General features: G+C 67.3%; 16 protein-coding genes. 5 read left to right on the forward strand and 11 right to left on the reverse strand.

What is annotated here, in order from left to right; genetic code table 11:
* Positions 1-63: 63 nt before the first annotated feature.
* From AUL30_RS13375 to katA, 3 genes are all read right to left on the reverse strand, one after another.
* Positions 64-708, reverse strand: coding sequence for a 5'-methylthioadenosine/S-adenosylhomocysteine nucleosidase (locus AUL30_RS13375; protein ID WP_280137395.1), 645 nt, complete (start codon positions 706-708; stop codon positions 64-66).
* The gene (locus tag AUL30_RS13380; RefSeq protein ID WP_062228533.1) at positions 705-2,009 is read right to left on the reverse strand and encodes an RsmB/NOP family class I SAM-dependent RNA methyltransferase; all 1,305 of its coding nucleotides are present in this window, start codon (positions 2,007-2,009) and stop codon (positions 705-707) included. The genes AUL30_RS13375 and AUL30_RS13380 overlap by 4 nt, the downstream gene beginning before the upstream one ends.
* A gap of 180 nt (positions 2,010-2,189) precedes the next feature.
* Positions 2,190-3,692, reverse strand: a complete 1,503-nt coding sequence (gene katA, locus AUL30_RS13385; protein WP_062228534.1) for a catalase KatA — start codon at positions 3,690-3,692, stop codon at positions 2,190-2,192.
* 114 nt (positions 3,693-3,806) lie between these two features.
* Here katA and AUL30_RS13390 point away from each other — a divergent pair, with 114 nt between their 5' ends.
* Both AUL30_RS13390 and AUL30_RS13395 read left to right on the forward strand, forming a co-directional pair.
* On the forward strand, positions 3,807-4,748 hold the full coding sequence (locus tag AUL30_RS13390; protein ID WP_062228393.1) for a hydrogen peroxide-inducible genes activator: 942 nt from the start codon (positions 3,807-3,809) through the stop codon (positions 4,746-4,748).
* Between the two features lie 132 nt (positions 4,749-4,880).
* Positions 4,881-7,259, forward strand: a complete 2,379-nt coding sequence (locus AUL30_RS13395) for a PAS domain S-box protein (RefSeq protein WP_062228394.1) — start codon at positions 4,881-4,883, stop codon at positions 7,257-7,259.
* A 7-nt stretch (positions 7,260-7,266) separates the two neighbouring features.
* Here AUL30_RS13395 and AUL30_RS13400 read toward each other — a convergent pair whose 3' ends face one another.
* The 3 genes from AUL30_RS13400 to AUL30_RS13410 all read right to left on the reverse strand — a co-directional run bounded on the left by AUL30_RS13400 (position 7,267) and on the right by AUL30_RS13410 (position 10,280).
* Entirely contained in the window at positions 7,267-8,244 is a 978-nt protein-coding gene (locus AUL30_RS13400) for a WD40 repeat domain-containing protein (RefSeq protein ID WP_062228395.1), read from the reverse strand.
* Positions 8,244-9,398, reverse strand: coding sequence for a CobW family GTP-binding protein (locus AUL30_RS13405; protein WP_062228396.1), 1,155 nt, complete (start codon positions 9,396-9,398; stop codon positions 8,244-8,246). The genes AUL30_RS13400 and AUL30_RS13405 overlap by 1 nt, the downstream gene beginning before the upstream one ends.
* Positions 9,399-9,473: 75 nt before the next feature.
* Complete coding sequence (locus AUL30_RS13410) at positions 9,474-10,280, reverse strand: creatininase family protein (protein ID WP_062228397.1); 807 nt, start codon at positions 10,278-10,280, stop codon at positions 9,474-9,476.
* Positions 10,281-10,725: 445 nt separating this feature from the next.
* Between AUL30_RS13410 and AUL30_RS13415 the strand changes: the two genes are divergently transcribed.
* From AUL30_RS13415 to AUL30_RS13425, 3 genes are all read left to right on the forward strand, one after another.
* A complete protein-coding gene (locus AUL30_RS13415; protein ID WP_062228398.1) occupies positions 10,726-11,745 on the forward strand; it encodes a LacI family DNA-binding transcriptional regulator in 1,020 nt (339 codons plus the stop codon).
* Positions 11,746-11,765: 20 nt separating this feature from the next.
* Positions 11,766-12,746 (forward strand): 2-hydroxyacid dehydrogenase, encoded by a 981-nt coding sequence (locus AUL30_RS13420; RefSeq protein ID WP_062228399.1) that lies wholly within the window; start codon positions 11,766-11,768, stop codon positions 12,744-12,746.
* A 61-nt stretch (positions 12,747-12,807) separates the two neighbouring features.
* Positions 12,808-13,251, forward strand: a complete 444-nt coding sequence (locus AUL30_RS13425) for a hypothetical protein (RefSeq protein WP_062228400.1) — start codon at positions 12,808-12,810, stop codon at positions 13,249-13,251.
* A gap of 91 nt (positions 13,252-13,342) precedes the next feature.
* Here AUL30_RS13425 and AUL30_RS13430 read toward each other — a convergent pair whose 3' ends face one another.
* The 5 genes from AUL30_RS13430 to AUL30_RS13450 form a co-directional block, all read right to left on the reverse strand.
* Entirely contained in the window at positions 13,343-14,041 is a 699-nt protein-coding gene (locus tag AUL30_RS13430; RefSeq protein ID WP_062228401.1) for a GNAT family N-acetyltransferase, read from the reverse strand.
* Positions 14,042-14,048: 7 nt separating this feature from the next.
* Positions 14,049-14,687, reverse strand: coding sequence for a 2-dehydro-3-deoxy-phosphogluconate aldolase (locus AUL30_RS13435; protein ID WP_062228535.1), 639 nt, complete (start codon positions 14,685-14,687; stop codon positions 14,049-14,051).
* Positions 14,688-14,806: 119 nt separating this feature from the next.
* On the reverse strand, positions 14,807-16,231 hold the full coding sequence (locus AUL30_RS13440; protein ID WP_062228402.1) for an alpha,alpha-trehalose-phosphate synthase (UDP-forming): 1,425 nt from the start codon (positions 16,229-16,231) through the stop codon (positions 14,807-14,809).
* Positions 16,228-16,965, reverse strand: a complete 738-nt coding sequence (gene otsB / locus AUL30_RS13445) for a trehalose-phosphatase (RefSeq protein WP_062228403.1) — start codon at positions 16,963-16,965, stop codon at positions 16,228-16,230. The genes AUL30_RS13440 and otsB overlap by 4 nt, the downstream gene beginning before the upstream one ends.
* A gap of 63 nt (positions 16,966-17,028) precedes the next feature.
* Positions 17,029-18,324: a D-amino acid dehydrogenase gene (locus AUL30_RS13450; RefSeq protein ID WP_062228404.1), complete on the reverse strand. Its 1,296-nt coding sequence runs from the start codon at positions 18,322-18,324 to the stop codon at positions 17,029-17,031.
* Between the last annotated feature and the right edge of the window lie 121 nt (positions 18,325-18,445).

An 18,445-nucleotide genomic window follows, 5' to 3' on the forward strand; every position in this document is an offset into this window, starting at 1 on the left:
GGCCGCTCATAAAGCATTTTGCGGCTTTGGGGAATGATTCGGGCGCTGGAGGGCAGCGTGCCCTCAGGCCATGCGCCAGCCATCCTCGAGCTTGCGCCACAGGGCGTCGAGCGCCTCTGCCAGCCGCACATCCAGGACGCCCAGAAGCCGCGTCCAGTCATCATAGACGCGCAGCTCCGCGGCGCCGTCCGATATGCCGCGCAGGGCCACCAGCGGAACGCCGAAGCGCTGGCAGGCCCGCAGGATCGCGAAGGTTTCCATGTCCACCATGTCCGCATCGACGGAAAGGTAGGCGTTTCCCGTCACGATATCGGCGCCGGTGGACAGTCTGGCGCTTGGAACGGTGTCGAGCGGGGTCGGCAGCGGTGTCTCGACGAGATGGTCGCTGAAGGGCGTCAGCCCCGGCGCAAAGCCGAGGGGCGAGGCGTCCATGTCCCGCCAGGACACGGAGGATGCCTGGTAGACCCCACCCTGCGCCAGATGCCGGGAGCCGGCCGAGCCGAGGCAGACGACGAGGTCGGGCAGCTCCCTGGCATCGGCAAGGCGCTGCAGCGCGATCCCGGTTTCGAGCGCGGCCTCCACCGGGCCCACCCCGACCATGAGCGGGGCGATCCGGGCACGCAGTGCCGGCCCGTATTCCGGGCTGGCCGCCATGATGCACAGGACACGCGTGCCGCCCGGCCGCGCGAGGGCCGGGAGCGATGTCACGCGGCGCCCCGATGGCGGAGCCGCACGAAGAAGAAGCCGTCCGTTCCGGTCCGGCGCGGCGTGAAGGTCAGGCCCGCGCCGCCGGCGATCAGGCTTTCGGCAACATCCGGCGCCGCGTCGGGAAGTTGGGCGGCCCAGATCAGGCGGGCATCCTCGACCGAGAAGCGCGGATCGGCATCCACGAAATGCCGGATGCGCGCGGCGTTCTCCTCTGCCAAGAGCGAGCAGGTGATGTAGACCAGCCGCCCGCCCGGCCGCACATAGGCGGCGGCGGCGGCAAGGACCTTGTCCTGCTCTGCCATGCGGCGATGGAGCTGCTGCTCGCTGAGCCGCCACTTGGCGTCGGGGCGGCGGCGCCAGGTCCCGGTTCCCGTGCAGGGCGCGTCCACGACGACGAGGTCCATGGCGCCGGTGAGCGCGCTCATATCGTCGCGCGGGCCGTGCACCTTCACGCTGTCGGCACCGGCGCGCCGCAGGCGCTCGAAGATGGGGGCGAGGCGCTGGCGGTCGGCATCATGAGCGTGGAGCGTCGACGGATCGCCCATCAGTGCGGCGAGGGCCAGCGTCTTGCCACCCGCACCGGCACAATAGTCGAGGACGCTCTGCCCCTGCGCAGCGCCGCAAAGCTGCGCGGCCAGCTGCGACCCCTCGTCCTGGATCTCGAAGCGCCCGGTCTGGAACGCCTCCTCGACCTGGACGTTCGGGTGCCGGCCGTCGCCCATGATGGCGGCGATCCGCAGGCCATCGGGCGCAAGGCGTGTCGGCTCGGCGCCGAAGGGCGCGAGCGCGGCCTGAACCTCGGTCCGCTCGGCCTTGAGGCGATTGACCCGCATGTCGAGGGGCGGCCGTTCGGACATGGCCCGGCATTCGGCCACCCAATCCGGGCCGAGCGATCGGGCCAGCGGAATGGCGAGCCAGTCCGGCACGTCCGCCACCACCGCATCGGGCGCGCCGTCGAGCCGCGAGCCATCCATCAGGCGCGCAATGCGATCGGGCGAGGGCATGGTGGGTGCGAAGCGATCCTCGGACAGGGCCGCGCCGAGCGCCGCAGGGTCGAGGCCGGCATCCAGGACCGCCCCGAAGGCAAGGGCGGAGACGGCGTCGTCGCCGGCGCGCCAGGCCAGCGAGCGGCGGCGGCGCAGCACGTCATAGACGATGTTGCCGATGGCGGCCCGATCGCCGGAGCCGGCGAAGCGATGCGACAGGCCCCAGTCCTTCAGGGCATCGGCCACCGGCCGTCGGCGGGCATCCATATCCTCGATCACGTCGATTGCGGCTGCAATTCTACCACCAAGGCGCATGTCATTCCGATCCGGCATGTGTTCTTGCCGTCCTATTGAAACGCGGCAGATACGGCAAGAGCGCGGCAGCCCCGAACAAGCCACGCCAGGACCGGGCAGCCCCGAACAGAAAAAGGCCGCCCTTGCGGACGGCCCTTCAAGGAGGCGGGTGTAGAGCCCCGCCGAAAGCGCGGCGCAGGCTTACTCGGCTGCCTGCTGCGGCGTGCCAGGCGTCACCGAAATGGCGGGCTCGCGCCCATCGGCAACCTCGCGCGCCGCCCGCACGCCCATTCCGTAATCGGGATGGATCTGGTCGAACAGCTTGAGCTGGCGCTCGGCGATCTCCTGCGGGATGCCGCTCATCGCCGCCGCGATATTGGCGAAGAGGCGCGCCTTCTGCGTATCGTCGAACAGGTTGAACAGAGCGCGCGGCTGGCTGAAATCATCGTTGCCGACACGGTGATCGTAGCGGTCCGCATCGCCCGAGATCTTGAGCGGCGGCTCCTTGGCGGACTTGTCCTCGAACGGGCCATTGACGGAGTTCGGCTCGTAATAGGCGTCCGGATTGCCGGTCTTGATGCCGCCGAAGACGTTCATCTGACCGTCGCGGTGGTAATGATGGACCGGGCATCGCGGCTGGTTGACCGGGATCGTCTCGTAATGCGTGCCGAGCCGGTGGCGGTGCGCATCGGCATAGGAAAAGACGCGGGCCTGCAGCATCTTGTCGGGCGAGTAGCCGATCCCCGGGACGATGTTGGACGGCGAGAAGGCCGCGTTCTCGATTTCCGCGAAGTAGTTCTCGGGGTTGCGGTTCAGCTCCATCACGCCGATGTCGATCGGCGGATATTCCGAATGCGGCCACACCTTGGTCAGGTCGAACGGGTTGTAGGACGTCTTCTCCGCATCCAGCTCCGGCATGATCTGGACCTGAACCGTCCAGCGGGGGAACTCGCCCCGGTCGATGCCGCCATACAGAGCTTCTTGATAGCTCTCACGCGTCTTGCCGATGACCTTGTCGGCCTCTTCATTGGTGAAGTGCTTGTGGCCCTGCTGGGTCTTGAAGTGGAACTTGACCCAGTAGCGCTCGCCCGCATCGTTCCAGAAGGAGAAGGTGTGCGAGCCGTAGCCGTTCATGTGCTGCGGCGACACTGGCAGGCCGCGATCCGACATCAGGATCGTGACCTGGTGCAGGCTTTCGGGCGAAAGCGACCAGAAATCCCACATGGCGGTCGGCGAGCGCATGTTGGTCTTGGGATGGCGCTTCTGCGTGTGGATGAAGTCCGGGAACTTGTAGGGATCGCGCACGAAGAAGACCGGCGTGTTGTTGCCGACCAGATCCCAGTTGCCGTCCTCGGTGTAGAATTTGAGTGCGAAGCCGCGCACGTCGCGCTCCGCATCCGCCGCGCCCATCTCGCCCGCCACGGTGGAGAAGCGGGCCAGCATCGGCGTCACGGCGCCCGGCTGCAGGGCCTTGGCCTTGGTGTAGCGGGAAATGTCACCGGTGATGGTCAGCGTGCCATGGGCGCCCCAGCCCTTGGCATGCACGACGCGCTCGGGAATGCGCTCGCGGTTCTGGTGCGCCAGCTTCTCGATGAGCTGGTAATCCTGCAGGAGGACGGGCCCGCGCGAACCAGCCGTCCAGCTGTTCTGGTTGTCCGGCACCGGAGAACCGGCGGTTGTGGTCAACGTCTTGCGATCGGTCATCTCATACTCCGTATACCGGCCGTTGGCCGGAGAAAGCTGGAACTCTTCCAACATAGCCAGCTTATAAATTCCAATCGTATTTCCATGAGCGCGCGATAGCTTTATCTTATCGCCATGCTGACCGTTCGACAGATGCGCTACTTCGAGGCCGTGGCCGACACGCTCCATTTCGGGCGTGCGGCCCGCCGGCTGAACATCACGCAGCCCGCCTTGAGCGCGCAGATCGCCCAGATGGAGGCGGCGTTCGGCCTGCTTCTGTTCGAGCGCCGGCCGTCCGGCGTCGTCCTGACACCGGACGGCGCGGCGATCCGCAGCCGGATCCGCCGTATCATGGGAGAGATCCGTGACCTGGAAGCCTTCGGGCAGCAGCGCGATCAGCTCTCGGGTCCCCTCCGGCTGGGGCTGATCGCCTCGGTTGCCCCCTATGTCCTGCCCCGCATTCTCGGGCGGATCCAGGCGCGGTTTCCCGATGTTGAGCCGGTACTGCGGGAAAGCGTCACCGACCGCCTGCTTGCCGATCTTCTGGCAGGCGATCTCGATTGCGCAGTCGTCGCGCTGCCGGTGTCCGACCCTGCGCTCCATCTGATCGATCTGGTTGAGGATCCGTTCTTCCTGGCCGTGCCGGCATGCGAGGCCGAGCGCATCGCCGCGCCGGTGCGGCCGCAGGCGCTGCGCTCCGAGCGGCTGATCCTTCTAGAAGAAGGTCATTGCCTGCGCGACCAGGCGCTCAGCGTGTGCCAGATCGTCGAAGCGCGGGACCTGTCGACGCTGGGGGCGACATCGCTCGGCACCCTCCTGCGCATGGTATCGGGCGGTCTCGGCGTTACCCTGGCGCCGCGGCTGGCGCTGGCGACGGAATCGCGTGATGCCGGTATCGCCTTCCTGCCGTTCCAGGAACCCTGCCCGATGCGGCGCCTTGCCCTCGCCTATCGGGCCTCGTCGGGGCGCCAGGCGGGCTTTGCAGCCCTATGCGCCGAGCTGTCCGCCGTCTTGAGCGCCGAACAGGCGCTGGGGGATCGGGCGGTGCGCGGCGGTGCCCTGGTGCCTCAACCATAAGGCGATTCGCCATTAAGCAAATCGACCGAGAAAGCGTGCCGCCGGGAGAAAGCTTTTGCTAAACTTACGTGCGCCGGTTTAGCTGTCGCCATTCATGGTTCTGACCTGTCTTGCCACAGCCACCGGTAGGCGATGCCCGCGAAAGACAAGACGCCGCTGCGTACCGAGGATCTTGCCCGACGCCTCGCCGAGGCGCAGGCAGATGCCGCGCGGCTGTCGGAAGAGCTGAACGGCGCGCGCCGGGCACTGGCGGAGAGCCGGTCGCGCTACAAGCTGATCATCGACAGCATCGTCGACTATGCCATCATCGCGACCGATCTGGATGGACAGATCACGCTATGGACCGAGTCGGCCGCGACGCTGTTCGGCTGGCCTGAAAGCCGCATGCTCGGCCGTTCGATCGAGGAGATCTTCACCGAGGCGGACGTCCTTTCCAACGTGCCCCGCCGCGTGATGCGCGATGCCATGGGACGGAACGCATCGCGCCAGGAACGGTGGCATCGCCGGGCCGACGGGTTGCATTTCTTCGCCTCCGGCGAGGCCATGCTTTTGCGCAACGAGCACGACGCTCTGGCCGGCTTTCTCCATATCCTGCGGGACCGGACGGAGGAGCGTCGTATCCAGCATGAGCTGGAGGCCAGTCGCGAGCGGCTGGAATATGCCTTGAGCACCTCGTCCCTCGTGGGCACCTATGATTGGGACGTCGTCAACGACCTCGTCTATACGGACGACAAGTTCCGGGCCTTCTTCGGCCTGCCGACCGTCGCCATTTCGGGCCCCCTGCCCATCGAGCGCTTTATCGCACCGATCCATCCGGAGGACCGGGAGCAGATCTGGGCACGGATCCAGGCATCGGTGCGGAGCGGTACGCCCTTGTCACTCGAATATCGCATCATCGACGGCGCCGGGCGAACCCACTGGGTCTCTGCCCAGGGCGGCTGCTTCAACGACGTGCTCGGCAACCCGATCCGACTTGCCGGCGCCGTCATCGACATCTCGCGCGAGAAGCGGCGGGAGGCGCGCCAGGCCGCCCTGTTGCGCCTGGGTGACGAGGATCTGCGCGAAGTCGGCGACGAGGTCGATTATCCGGCCCGCACGCTTGCCATGATCGGCGAGACCCTGGAGCTCGGCTATGCCGGCTATTCCGTGATCTCCCCCGACCGCAAGAGCTACCGGATCACCGCGCAATGGACCGGCCCCGGTTGCGACGCGCTGCCCGCTCAGGGCCGGCTGGGCTGGATCGAGCAGCGCATCCTCGAACGGCTGCGCAAGGAGAGGCTGCTGGTGGTGGAGGATATCGCCCTGCATCCGGCCACGCGCGAGCATGCCGACATCTGGTCGGGGCTGCGCATCTCCGCCATGTGCGTGATGGCGGTCGTGGAGGATGGGGAAGTCCGCATGCTCCTGTTCCTCTTCAGCCCGCTGTCCCGGCAGTGGGAGGAGGAGGAGCTCGGTTTCGTGCGCGACATCCTGAACCGCGGCTGGGCTTATAGCGGACGCCGCCTGGCCGAAAAGCGCCTGATCGAAGCCGAAACGCGGCTGCGCCTTTCGCAGGAGGCGGCCGATATCGGCACGCTGGATTATGTTCCGGACGTGCGGCGGCTGGACCTCGACGCCCGGGCTCGCTCGATCTTCGACCTGGACCCCGATGCGCCCACACCCGTCGAAGGCTTCCTGGACTATGTCCTGCCCGAGGATCGGGACGCCCTGGCCACAAGCATCGGCACGGCCCTGGAGGCGGCCGAGGAAACCGAGCTCGACCTGCAGTTCCGTATCCTTGCCCAACGTGACGGCGGCGTCCGGCATGTGCGGCTGGAGGCGCAGACGGTGGCAACGGGGGGCCGTATCGTGCGGATGGTCGGGGCCGTCCGCGACGTGACCGACGTTAAGACGGCCGAGGAACGGCAGGCGCAGCTGACGCGGGAACTGCGCCACCGCGTCAACAACACGCTCGGCATGGTGGACGCCCTGGCACGCCTGACGCTGCGCCGCGCTGCCTCTGCCGAAGAGGGGCTGGAAGCCTTTCAGACCCGCCTTGCGGCGCTGAAGCAGGCGCATGAGGTGCTGACGCAGACGAGCTGGACCAGCGCACCGATACAAGGGATCGTGGAACGCTCGGTCGGCGGCATGCCCGTGGTGCAGGCCGGCCGGATCGGCTGGCACGGGCCCGACATCCGCCTGTCGGCGCGCCAGAGCTTCGCCTTGTCGCTGGCACTGCACGAGTTGGCCTCCAACGCGGTCCGGCACGGGGCGCTGCGGGGTGCGGAGGGTCATGTCGACATCGCCTGGGAGATGCTGCTGCAGGCGGACGGACCCCATGTCCGCTTCACCTGGCGTGAAGCGGGGGGCGCGCCCATCGAGCCGCCGACGCGCTTCGGGCTGGGGCTGAAGCTCCTGCGGCAATCGCTGCCGATCGAGATCGGGGGCAAGGTCCGGCTCGTCTTCCCGCCCGAGGGCGCGATGCTGGAGATCGAGGCGCCGATCATGGCGCCAGAGGACGATCCGGACTGAAGGCTTTTCAGCCCGCGATATCGATGATGCCGGCTTCTCCGGTCTCGGTGCCGAAGGCGATTCGTCGTCCGGCCCTGTCCCAGTTCATGGTGGTCACCGGCCCGTTGCCGCCGCGCCGCAGCAGCGCTTCGCGCGCATCGGCGAAGCGGACCGCCAGGATCATGCCGTCGGAATAACCCACGGCGACGATATCGTCTCCCGGATGGCAGGCAACGCTCGTGACCATGGTGTCGCCGCGCGTCCCCAGCTCCAGCGGCGCCTTGCCCATCGGCCCGTCCTTGCCGGAGAACGGCCAGAGAATGGCTGCCGGCGCGCCGGACGTGGCCAGGAACCGGCCCTTGGCGGACCAGGACCAGGACTTCACCTTGGCGGGGTAGCCGGTCATCCGCATGTGTTTGCCATCCTCCATGCGCCAGCCATGCAGGGCGTTTTCCTGCATGGTCGTCACGAGGAAGCGGCCATCCGGGCTGAAGCCGACCGCCATATGCGCGCCCTTCCACTCCATGCCTACCGGTGGCGTGTCCATCGCGGGGAACCACAGGCTGGCGCCGTCATAACGGGCGAAGGCGAGCCGCAGGCCCTTGGGCGCGAAGGCGATCCCCTCCACGCTGCGGCCATGGACATGCTCGCGAAGCTGCCCATTTTTCAGGCGGACATAGGCCGAACGGCCGGCGGCAAAGCCAAGGGCCCCGTCGGGGCCGGCCGCCACGTCGGCGATCCAGCGGCGGCCGATGGACACGAGTTCCTGCGCCTCGCACGCGGCATCGACGGCCACGATGCGGCCGTCCTCGCCGCCGCACAGGAGACGAGGCGCGTACGGATCGGCCCGTGCGCAGACGAGGCCTGCCGGCAACGCCTCCGCGACCGTCTCGCCGCCATCCATGCGCCGGACAGTGCCGTCGGCCAGGGCGAAGAAGGGTTTGTCGGCCAGGAACACGGCCTGTTCGACGAAACCGTCGAACGCATAGGGAACGAGCTGCGGCATCAGGCGGGCGTCTTCACATCCGCATGGCAGGCCTGGAAGCCGGCCTCCAGCCGTGCGCGATCGAGCTCGCGGCCGATGAAGACGAGGCGGCTTTCACGCGGCTCGCCATCGCGCCAGGGGCGCTGGTGATCCCCTTCGATGATCATGTGGACGCCCTGGACCACATAGCGATCATCATCGCCGGCAAAGGCGAGGATACCCTTCAGGCGCAGGATGTTCGGCCCCTCGGTCTGGGTCAGCGCCTGGATCCAGGGGAAGAACTTCTTCTCGTCCAGCGCGCCGCCGCGCAGCGAGACGGAGGTGATCGTCACGTCGTGAATGTCGGACACCGCGCCATGGGCGTGATGGTCATGATCGTGGTGGTGCGCATGGCCGTGATGGTCGTGATCATGGCCATGGTCGTGGTGATCATCGTGGCCATGGTCATGATGGTGGTGGTGATCGTGGTCGCAGTCGGGGCCGCAGACGTGATCGTCATGCGCATGGGCGGCCTGCTCCAGGAAGTCCGGATCCTCGTCCAGGACGCGCGTCAGGTCGAAGGCGCCCTGGTCGAGCACGCGGTCGAGCGCGATCCGGGCGCGCTCCGCACGGTGGATGCGCGCATGCGGGTTGATGGCGCGCACCGTGGCCTCGATCTTCTCGAGCTCTTCGGGCGTGACGAGATCGGTCTTGTTGATCACGACGACGTCGGCGAAGGCGATCTGATCCTCCGCCTCGCGCGAGTCCTTCAGGCGCAGCGGAAGGTGGCGTGCATCGACCAACGCCACGACGGCGTCGAGCCGCGTGCGGGCGCGCACATCATCGTCCATGAAGAAGGTCTGCGCCACGGGCACGGGATCGGCCAGGCCCGTCGTCTCGACGATGATGGCGTCGAAGCGGCCCTTGCGGCGTACCAGCCCTTCCACCACCCGGACGAGATCGCCCCGCACGGTGCAGCAGATGCAGCCATTGTTCATTTCGTAGATTTCTTCGTCGGTCTCGACGATGAGGTCGTTGTCGATGCCGATCTCGCCGAACTCGTTGACCACGACGGCATAGCGATTGCCATGGTCTTCGGTCAGGATGCGGTTCAGCAAGGTGGTTTTGCCGGACCCGAGATATCCGGTCAGGACGGTGACGGGAATCTGGTCGGCGGCGGTCTCTGTACGCGACATGGCGTGCCTTGCTCCTTCACGGGAACTGTCAGGCCCCGATATAGGATGGCCCAGCGGCGATTGCACGGGCTGATTTCAGGGGCGCGGCGGCCCCGCCCGCAGCCGCGCCAGATCGAAGGCCAGGAGGTCCCCGGCCAGTGCCGTCAGGCCGGCCACCTGGTGTGCGGCGATGGCCTCGCCCATCGCCGCATCGGCCAGCCGGGCATCGCCGACGACCCCCTCCGGGTGGAGATCCTGGGCCGCCCAGGCGAAGCCGAGCCGCCCATGCGCGCGCAGGAGCTCTGCTTCCCCCTCCAGCGTCGTTTGCAGCGAGGGGAAATGCGCAATGGCCGCGCGCCGCACCAGATCGGGACGGAAGGCCAGCATCAAGGCCGTTTCGACCGCGCCGCCATGGATGCCATAGGCGCTTTCCGACGCCGGCACGAGCCCGGCCGGCAGGCCGAAGCGCTGCCAGTTGGCAACAGTGGCCAGCATGCCCTCCTGCCGGGCCGCCATGGCGGCAAGGTCCAGGACGGGCATGTTCCCGCCATGCGACGACAGGAAGAGAAGGCGCCGGAAACCGGACCGCCGCAGATCCTGCGACAGGCCGGACAGGAGCGCCAGCGCCGTCTCTGCCGACAGGCTCAGCGTGCCGGCAAAGGCCGCGTGCTCGGGCGACAGCCCGACCGGCAGGCAGGGCAGAATGGTCACCGGCCAGTCCGCCGGCAGGGTCGCTGCCGCGCGGGCCAGCATGTGTTCGGCGATGATGCTGTCGGTCCCGAGCGGCAGATGCGGGCCATGCGCCTCGATCGCCGCGATGGGCAGGATGGCGAGCGCCGCCTCGAGCCCCTGCGCGGCGGCGAGCGTCGCGCTGTCCATATCCTGGTAGAAGCGCTCGATCATCGCCCTTGCCCCTCGCGCCCGCAGGTCCCTTCTGCTTATGGCCCGGCTGCGCGGCAGGCTGCAAGGCGGGGAAGCGGCTAATCATCGAGTGAAACCCCTTGAAGTGCACAGTCGAAATAGCCTATCCTTTAGATGTCTTTGCTGGGGTGCCGACCGCCAACCTTAAGGCATGGGCTGGGCGGGCAGGCGGCTGACCCGCCCTTTTCACGCCGTGCAGGAAAGGCGCGCCCTGCCGATCATGCCCGGTGGCGCACCCTTCACCGACCTTCCCTTGCGTAACGCAGCGGCCCGCTGCCGTGCTTGCAAGGCGGGTTTGAAACCCGTCGGCGTGCAACTGGTCTGTTGCATGACACGCCGTCCATCGCTTACAGCATTTCCTGGAAGCGCGCATGCGTGCAACTCAGCCTGTCCGGTCGCGGCGCCGGGCCCAGCTTTCGGGAGATCGGTGGCTCAGAAGGTCAAATTATCGACGATCGCGGAAGCCCTCGGCCTGTCCACCGCGACCGTGTCCCTGGCCCTGCGGGATAGCCCGCTGGTTGCGGAAGCGACGCGTGAGCGCATCAAGGAGCAGGCGCGCGCCTCCGGCTATATCTACAACCGCCGTGCGGCCAGCCTGCGCACGTCCAAATCCGGCATCATCGGCGTCTGCGTCAGCGACATCATGAACCCGTTCTTCGGCGAAATCCTGAAAGCCATCGAGAACGAGCTCGACCGCCACCGCCAGACCTTCGTCCTGTGCAATCATTACGACCAGCTCGCCAAGCAGCGCGCCTTCGTCGATACGATGCTGCAGCTCGGCGCCGACGGGCTGATCATGTCGCCGGCCATCGGCACGCCGGCGCCCGACATCCACCTTGCGGAAGAGAACGACCTGCCCGTCACGCTCATCGCGCGGACGGTGGAAGGTTGCGGCGTCGCCTCCTTCCGGGGCGATGACAGCTACGGCATGCGCCTTGCCGTCAACCACCTGATCGAACAGGGCCACCGCCGCATCGCCATGATCGGGGGCACCGACCTGACCTCCACCGGGCGCGAGCGCGAGCGCGGCTACCGGCAGGCGCTCGAAGAGGCCGGGATCGCCTTCCGCGCGGACTGGCGCATTCCCGGACCGCGCAGCCGCCATTCGGGGTTCGACGCGGTGTCCGGCTTTCTGCGGCTCGCCGACCGGCCGCAGGCCGTGGTCTGCTTCTCCGATCTCGTGGCGCTCGGCTTCATGTACGGGCTGGCGCGCGAAGGGATCCGTCCCGGAATCGACATTGCCGTCACGGGATATGACGATATCGACGAGGCGGCCATCGCCATGCCGTCGCTGACGACGGTGGCCAACGGCCAGAGCGAGGTCGGCCAGCGGGCCGCGGCCTCGCTCCTGGCCCGCCTGAACGGCGCTCCGCCGGAGGAATCGGTCGTCCTGATCACCCCGCAGCTCAAGATCCGGCAATCCAGCAGCGGCATTGACCGCGCGTAAAGAAGAGGAAACGACACGACATGGCAGACCTCAAAAGCGTTCCCGTTCTCGTTCCCGTCGGTTTCCATGCGGCCGCCCGCGCAGCGCTTCAGGAGCGCTTCGACGTTCGCGACCTCACGGAAACCGGACTGGACGGCCTGAGCCCGGCCGAGCGGCAGGAAATTCGGGCCATCGCATCCTTCGGCAACGTATCGGCGGCCATGATGGACGCCCTGCCCGGGCTGCAGATCATCGGCAGCTTCGGGGTCGGCTATGACAGCGTCGATGCCGCCCATGCCGCCGCCAAGGGCATCATGGTCACCAACACGCCGGACGTCCTGACGGAAGAAGTGGCCGATACGGCGCTGGGCCTTCTCCTGATGACGGTGCGTGAGCTGCCGCAGGCCGAACGGCACCTGCGCGCCGGCCTTTGGGAAGCCAAGGGCCCCTACCCGCTCACCACGGGCACGCTGCGCGGCCGCACGGCCGGCATCATGGGCCTTGGGCGGATCGGCATGGCCATTGCCCGGCGGCTGGAAGCCTTTGGCGTCGGCATCGCCTACTATAACCGCCGCCGCCGCGACGATGTCGCCTATGAATATCACGACACGCTGGAAGGTCTGGCGGGCGCGGTCGATACGCTGATCATCGCCGCGCCGGGCGGCGCGTCCACCGACAAGGCGGTCGATGCGCGCGTGCTCGAAGCACTCGGCCCCGATGGCATCCTCATCAATATCGGCCGCGGCACCACCGTCGACGAGCCGGCCCTGATCGCGGCCCTTGCGGCCGGGACGATCAAGACGGCCGGGCTCGACGTCTTCGAAAAGGAACCGCACGTTCCGCAGGCCCTGATCGACCTGCCGAACGCGGTGCTCCTGCCGCATGTCGGCTCAGCATCGCTGCACACGCGCGCGGCCATGGGCCAGCTGGTGGTGGACAATGTCACGGCCTTCTTCTCCGGGCGCGACGTGCTGACGCCGGTTCCCGAATGCGCGAAAGCGGGCGTTCCGCTGCACGCTTAACCTTCTGGTAAGCTTAAGAAAGCTATACTCTCCGTTCCGCAACCCGAAAGGAGGGATCGCCATGAATTACGCCGTGATGGTTCTTTCCATCGGTCTGGCGGGCGTGATCGCCGTATCGAACATGCAAGGCTCCACTGTTGCCGCGCATGAAACGCTGCTGGCGACCCTGTCGCCCGCGGACGAGATCACCCATTCCGTGCCCGCTCCCACAGGAGAGGATCGCAGCGCGCTGCGCTTCATCGACCTGCGCAACGGCACGACCTGCAAGGTGGGCGCACCGGCCCAGGCCAACGGCGACTGGGGCCGGATTCCGATGGGCCCCGGCTGCCTGGCCTCGGCCGATCTTGCCAAGGCGAGCTGGTGGCGCAAGGGGATCAACGGCACGCTGGTGATGGCCGACGAAGAGGGGCGCACCGTTCTGGAGTTCTCTCCGGGCGATGGCGTGCTCTATGAGAGCGTCTATCCGGCCTCCGCGCTGATCACGGTCGTGCCGGCCAAGAGCTGACACGAGCGGGGGCACCGCATGCCGGCGCCCCTGCCAACCTTCAAATCCTGCCAGGCTTCAAATCCTGCCGACCTTCAATCGCGGATTGCCCTCAATGCGTGGCCATGGCCGGGCGGCAGTCCTGAAGACGCCGCCGCTGCCGGCCCTCGGCGTCGAAATTTTCGGCGCTGAGCCAGGTTTCGAAGGCGGAGCGCAAAGCCGGCCATTCATGATCCAGAATGGCGTACCAGGCGGTGTCGCGGTTGCGCCCCCTTACGATCATGTGCTGGCGGAACAGACCCTCGAAGCGGAAGCCCAGACGCAGCGCGGCCGCGTGGGACGGCGCATTGTCGTTGTGGCACTTCCACTCGTAGCGCCGGTAGCCGAGCGTATCGAAGACATGCTTCATCAAGAGATACTGCGCTTCGGTCGCCTCCGGCCGGCGCTGCAGCGCCGGCGAGAAGCAGATATGGCCGACTTCGATCACCCCGTTGGCCGTATCGATCCGCATCAAGGAGAGGACGCCAAGCGGTGCGCCCGTCTCACGCGACAGGACGGTGAAAAAACAGGGATCGTCCCCGAAATAGGTGCGCTCGGCGAACGCCTCGAAGGCGGCCGCGTCGGCAAAGGGGCCGTAGGGCAGATAGGTCCAGTTCCCCTCTGCCCCCGGCGCGCTGAAGGCGGCATAGAGCGCCGGCAGATGGGCCGGCACGACGCGCTCCAGCCGCACGAGACGGCCTTCCAGCCGTGCCGCGCCAGGGTGCTGCCGCGGCGCATAGGCCGACAGGTCGTCCGGTGCGGGCGCGCTCATGGCCGTGTCACCCGCGCAGGGCGGCCGCTTCCGCAGCCAGGGCCGTGATGGCGGCAAAGTCGCCCGCGGCCAGCTTGTCCTTGGGCGCGACCCAGGAACCGCCGACGCAGATCACATTGGGCAGGGCCAGGTAATCGCGGACATTGGCGGGCGACACGCCGCCCGTCGGGCAGAAGGTGATGGATTGGAAGACGGGCGCGAGCGCCTTCAGATAGGCGATGCCGCCGAGCTGCTCGGCCGGAAAGAACTTTAAGAGCTCGTAGCCTTCCTCGATCATCGCCATGAGTTCGCTCGGCGTTGCGGCGCCGGGCAGGAGCGGCGCTTCGCCTGCGCCCGCCGCGTCCAGCACTTCCATGGTCGCACCGGGCGATACGATGAAGCGGGCTCCGGCCTCTTCGGCGGCGTCGTATTGTTCCGGGGTCAGGATGGTTCCGGCGCCGACGATCGCCTCCGGCACCTCGGCGCTGACGGCGCGGATCGCATCCAGCGCGGCCGGGGTGCGAAGGGTGATCTCGATGGCAGGCAGGCCGCCCGCGGCCAGGGCACGCGCCAGATCGACGGCCGATGCCGCGCTTTCGACGGCCACGACGGGAATGACGGGCTGCCCGGACAGGACGGACTTCAGTGCCTCGATTTTCTGCGACATGCTCATCCTCTTTCCGGCGTGCCGGTCGGCGACGCACGAATGATCGACTGCTTCCAGGGCTTTGCTTCTACATGAGGACCGGGCCGGCTGACCAGACGCTACCCGTTGCCTCGAGCACCTTACGGCGCGATGACGGGATCGCCTTCCGAGCTCGCACCCGGCGCCTCGTCCTCGAGCGCGTTGAGGAAGGCCGCGCACCAGTGAGCGGCCGTGTTGCCGAAGACCGTCTTGCGCAGTGCCGCGTGCCGTTCCAGCCGCTCGGCCAGCGACATGGTGAGCGCGCGCTGCATGGCGCGCGCCACATCTTCCGAGGAATAGGGATTGACGATCAGCGCCTCGGCCAGCTCCTCGCGCGCGCCGGCAAAGCGCGACAGCACGAGTACCCCGGGGTCGCGAACATCCTGTGCAGCGATATATTCCTTGGCCACGAGGTTCATGCCGTCGCGCAGCGGTGTCACCATGCAGACCCGCGCCGCGCGGTAGATGCCGGCCAGGGCCCGCCGCGTGAAGCCCCGCGTCATGATCTGCACCGGCGTCCAGTCCAGCGTGGCGAAGCGTCCGTTGATGTTGCCCGCCAGCTGCTCGACCTCGTTGCGCAGCTCGGCATAGGCGTCCAGCTCCGAGCGCGACAGCGGCGCCACCTGGAGGAACTGCGATGCGCCGCGGTTTTCGGGATAGTCCTCCAGAAGCTGCTCGAAGCCGCGCAGGCGCTCGATGATGCCCTTGGAATAGTCCAGCCGGTCGACGCCCACGATCTGGTGGCGGCCATGGGCGATGTCGCGCACCATATCCTCGTGTTCGACGGCCTCGGGCGTCAGGGCAAAGTCTGCAAAGCCTTCGGCATCGATGCCGATGGGGAAGGCGCTGACGCGCACCGTGCGGCCGCGCACACGAATCCGCCCGTCGCCGAAATCTTCGCCGCCCAGTTCCTGCACGCAGAAGGCCACGAAGTTGCGGCGGTCCACCTCCGTCTGGAAGCCGATCACGTCATAGGCGAGCATGGCCCGGACGAGATCGTGGCTCGACGGCAGGGCCGTCAGGATTTCCGGCGGGCAGAAGGGAATGTGCAGGAAGAAGCCGAGGCGGCCGCCAAAGCCGCACTGCCGGAGCTCCGACCCCAGGTAGAAGAAATGGTAATCATGGACCCAGACGATATCGTTGCCATCGATCTGCGGAGAGAGCCGGGCCGCGAAGCGCTGGTTGACGGAGCGGTAGATGCGGTCGGACTGGCGGTCGAACTGGGCAATGTCCAGGCGATAGTGTAGGAGTGGCCACAGCGATTTGTTCGCATAGCCGAAATAGAAGCCTTGCAGTTCCTCCTCGTTCAGATCGATCGTCACCATGGCGGTCGATCCGACGATCTCGGTCTTCAGCTCGCTGAAGGTTCCTTGCGTAGAGACCTCACCGCTCCAACCGAACCACAGGCCTCCGCGCCGCCGCAGCGCATCGGCCAGGCCCACGGCCAGGCCGCCGGCCTTCCCCTCGTCGCTGAGCGGGCCGACCCGATTGGAAACCACGACCAGTCGCTTTTGCCGATCCGTCATGCCTGCCTTGCGGCCTCCTCGTTCAACCAACGCTCGACTGCCGCGACATCTCGAAGGCGGCGCGTGGCGGCCGTCTGTCCCTCGCCCACCTTGATGCCGATGCCGTTCCAGCGCGCCAGCGCACGGAATGCGAATTCGTCCGTCGTATCGTCGCCGGCATAGATGGGAACACGGCCGGCAAAGGGGGCCGATGCCATGAGGGCCGCCAGCGCCTCCCCCTTGTCCATCCCCGCGGGGTGCACTTCCACGATATTGTTGCCGGCCATGACCTTCAGCCCGTCGAGGCCCGCCACGGCGTCCTCCATCAGCCGGCTGGCAGAGCCGGCCAGCTCCGGCGCACCGCGATAGTGAAGGACGAGCGCTGTACCCTTGTCTTCCAGGCGAAGGCGCCCTTCCGTGGCAACGCCTGCGGCCAGCGCGATGCGCACCGGCTCCAGGTCCTCAGGCCGCGCCACGCGCCGGACCTGTGATCCCGGCGCCTGCCGCAGCTCGAGCCCATGCACGCCTGCGGCGCTGAAGGTCCAGGGCGCCAGGAAATGGTCCAGATCGGCGATGCGCCGGCCGCTGACGATGGCCAGCGCGCCGTCCAGCCTGTCCTGCAGGATGCGCAGGCTGGCGAAGGTGGCCGGCCGGATGGCGACGGCCATCGGGTCGTCGGCAAAATCGACGAGCGTTCCGTCGAAATCGAGGAACAGCGCCTGTTTGCGAAAATCTATGGTGTCATGAGCCTGCATGTCGCAGACAAGATAGAGGGGGATGACGCCACCGCCACCCCCTTCCCGTTGGATAAGCGTGCCTCAGGCGGCCTTGCGCTCGGCTTCGGCCCGGATGGCATCGACAGAAGGCAGCGCGCCGGACACGGCCTTCGCGCGGTAATCTCCCGCCACCTCGGCGGCGATCGTATCGGCGGTGATGGCGCTCAGCGTCCAGCCAAGATGGCCGTGGCCGGTATTGTAATAAACGCCCTTCGCCTTGCCCCGACCGACGCGGGGCAGCATGTCCGGCATCATCGGGCGCAGGCCCGCCCAAGGCACGGAAGCGGCCGTGGACACGCCCGGAAAGCGCATGCGGCACCAATCCACCAGGGGACGGATCCGATCCATTCGGATATCGCGGTTGTAGCCCGCGAACTCGGCGGTCCCGGCAATGCGCAGGCGGTCCTCGCCGAGCCGGCTGGTCACGATCTTGGCCTTGTCGTCGAGCAGGCTGACCCAGGGCGCGCCCTGGCGGCTCGCCGCGTCGTGAAGCTGGACGGTGATGGAATAGCCCTTGACCGGATAGATGTTCAGCCGGTCGCCCAGCATGGCGGCGAAGCGCCGGCTTTCGACACCGGCGCAGATGACGACGGCGTCGAAGCGCGCCGCCTGCGCGGCCAGGCCGTCAGCGCCTCCGAAGGCGACGGTCACGCCGTCGGCCCCGCGTGACAGGCCGGTAATGGCGGTGTCGTAGCGGAAGGTGACGCCCTGCCGCGCGCAGGCTTCGGCCAGGCCCCGCGTGTAGCGGTGAATATCGCCGGTAAAATCGCTTTCCGTGAAGAAGCCGCCGTAGAAATCACCCGCCAGGGCCGGCTCAATGGCGTGAATTTCCGCATTGGTCAGCGAACGGCGTTCCAGGCCACCCTTGCGATAGAGGGCGCTGACACGCTCCGCATGCTCGAACTCCGCCTTGGATTCATAGACATGCAGGATGCCGCGCTTTTCCAGGTCGAAGTCGAATCCTTCGGCCTCGGCCATGTCGATGAGGTGCTGGCGCGCCGCGATGGCCAGCTTGACGGTGGCGATCGTGTTGGCTTCGTAATTGCGGGCGGCCAGGACGAATTCGGCCATCCAGGAAAGTTTGTGCCAGGTCGGCGCCGGATGGACGAGCAGCGGCGCATCCTTGCGCAGCATCCATTTGAGGCCCTTGATGAAGGTGGCCGGCGAGTTCCAGACCTCCGCATTGGACGCGGACAGCTGCCCGCCATTGGCGAAGGAGGTTTCCATCGCGGCATAGCCGTTGCGGTCGAAGACCGTCACGTCCAGGCCCTGTTTCATCAGCTTGTAGGCTGTGGTGATGCCGGTGATCCCGGCTCCGATAACTGCTATCGAGGTCATGACACGTCCTTTCGACCGCACCTGAAGCGCGGTGTCCTGCGTGCCCCATCCGTCATTGGCCTGAGAGCTTCACGTCAGCCGGGAGATCCCGGCAGCGCTTTCTCCTTCGGCGGGTGGGCTG

It is taken from the genome of Aureimonas frigidaquae (assembly GCF_001463905.1).
In the GTDB taxonomy this organism is placed as follows: domain Bacteria; phylum Pseudomonadota; class Alphaproteobacteria; order Rhizobiales; family Rhizobiaceae; genus Aureimonas; species Aureimonas frigidaquae.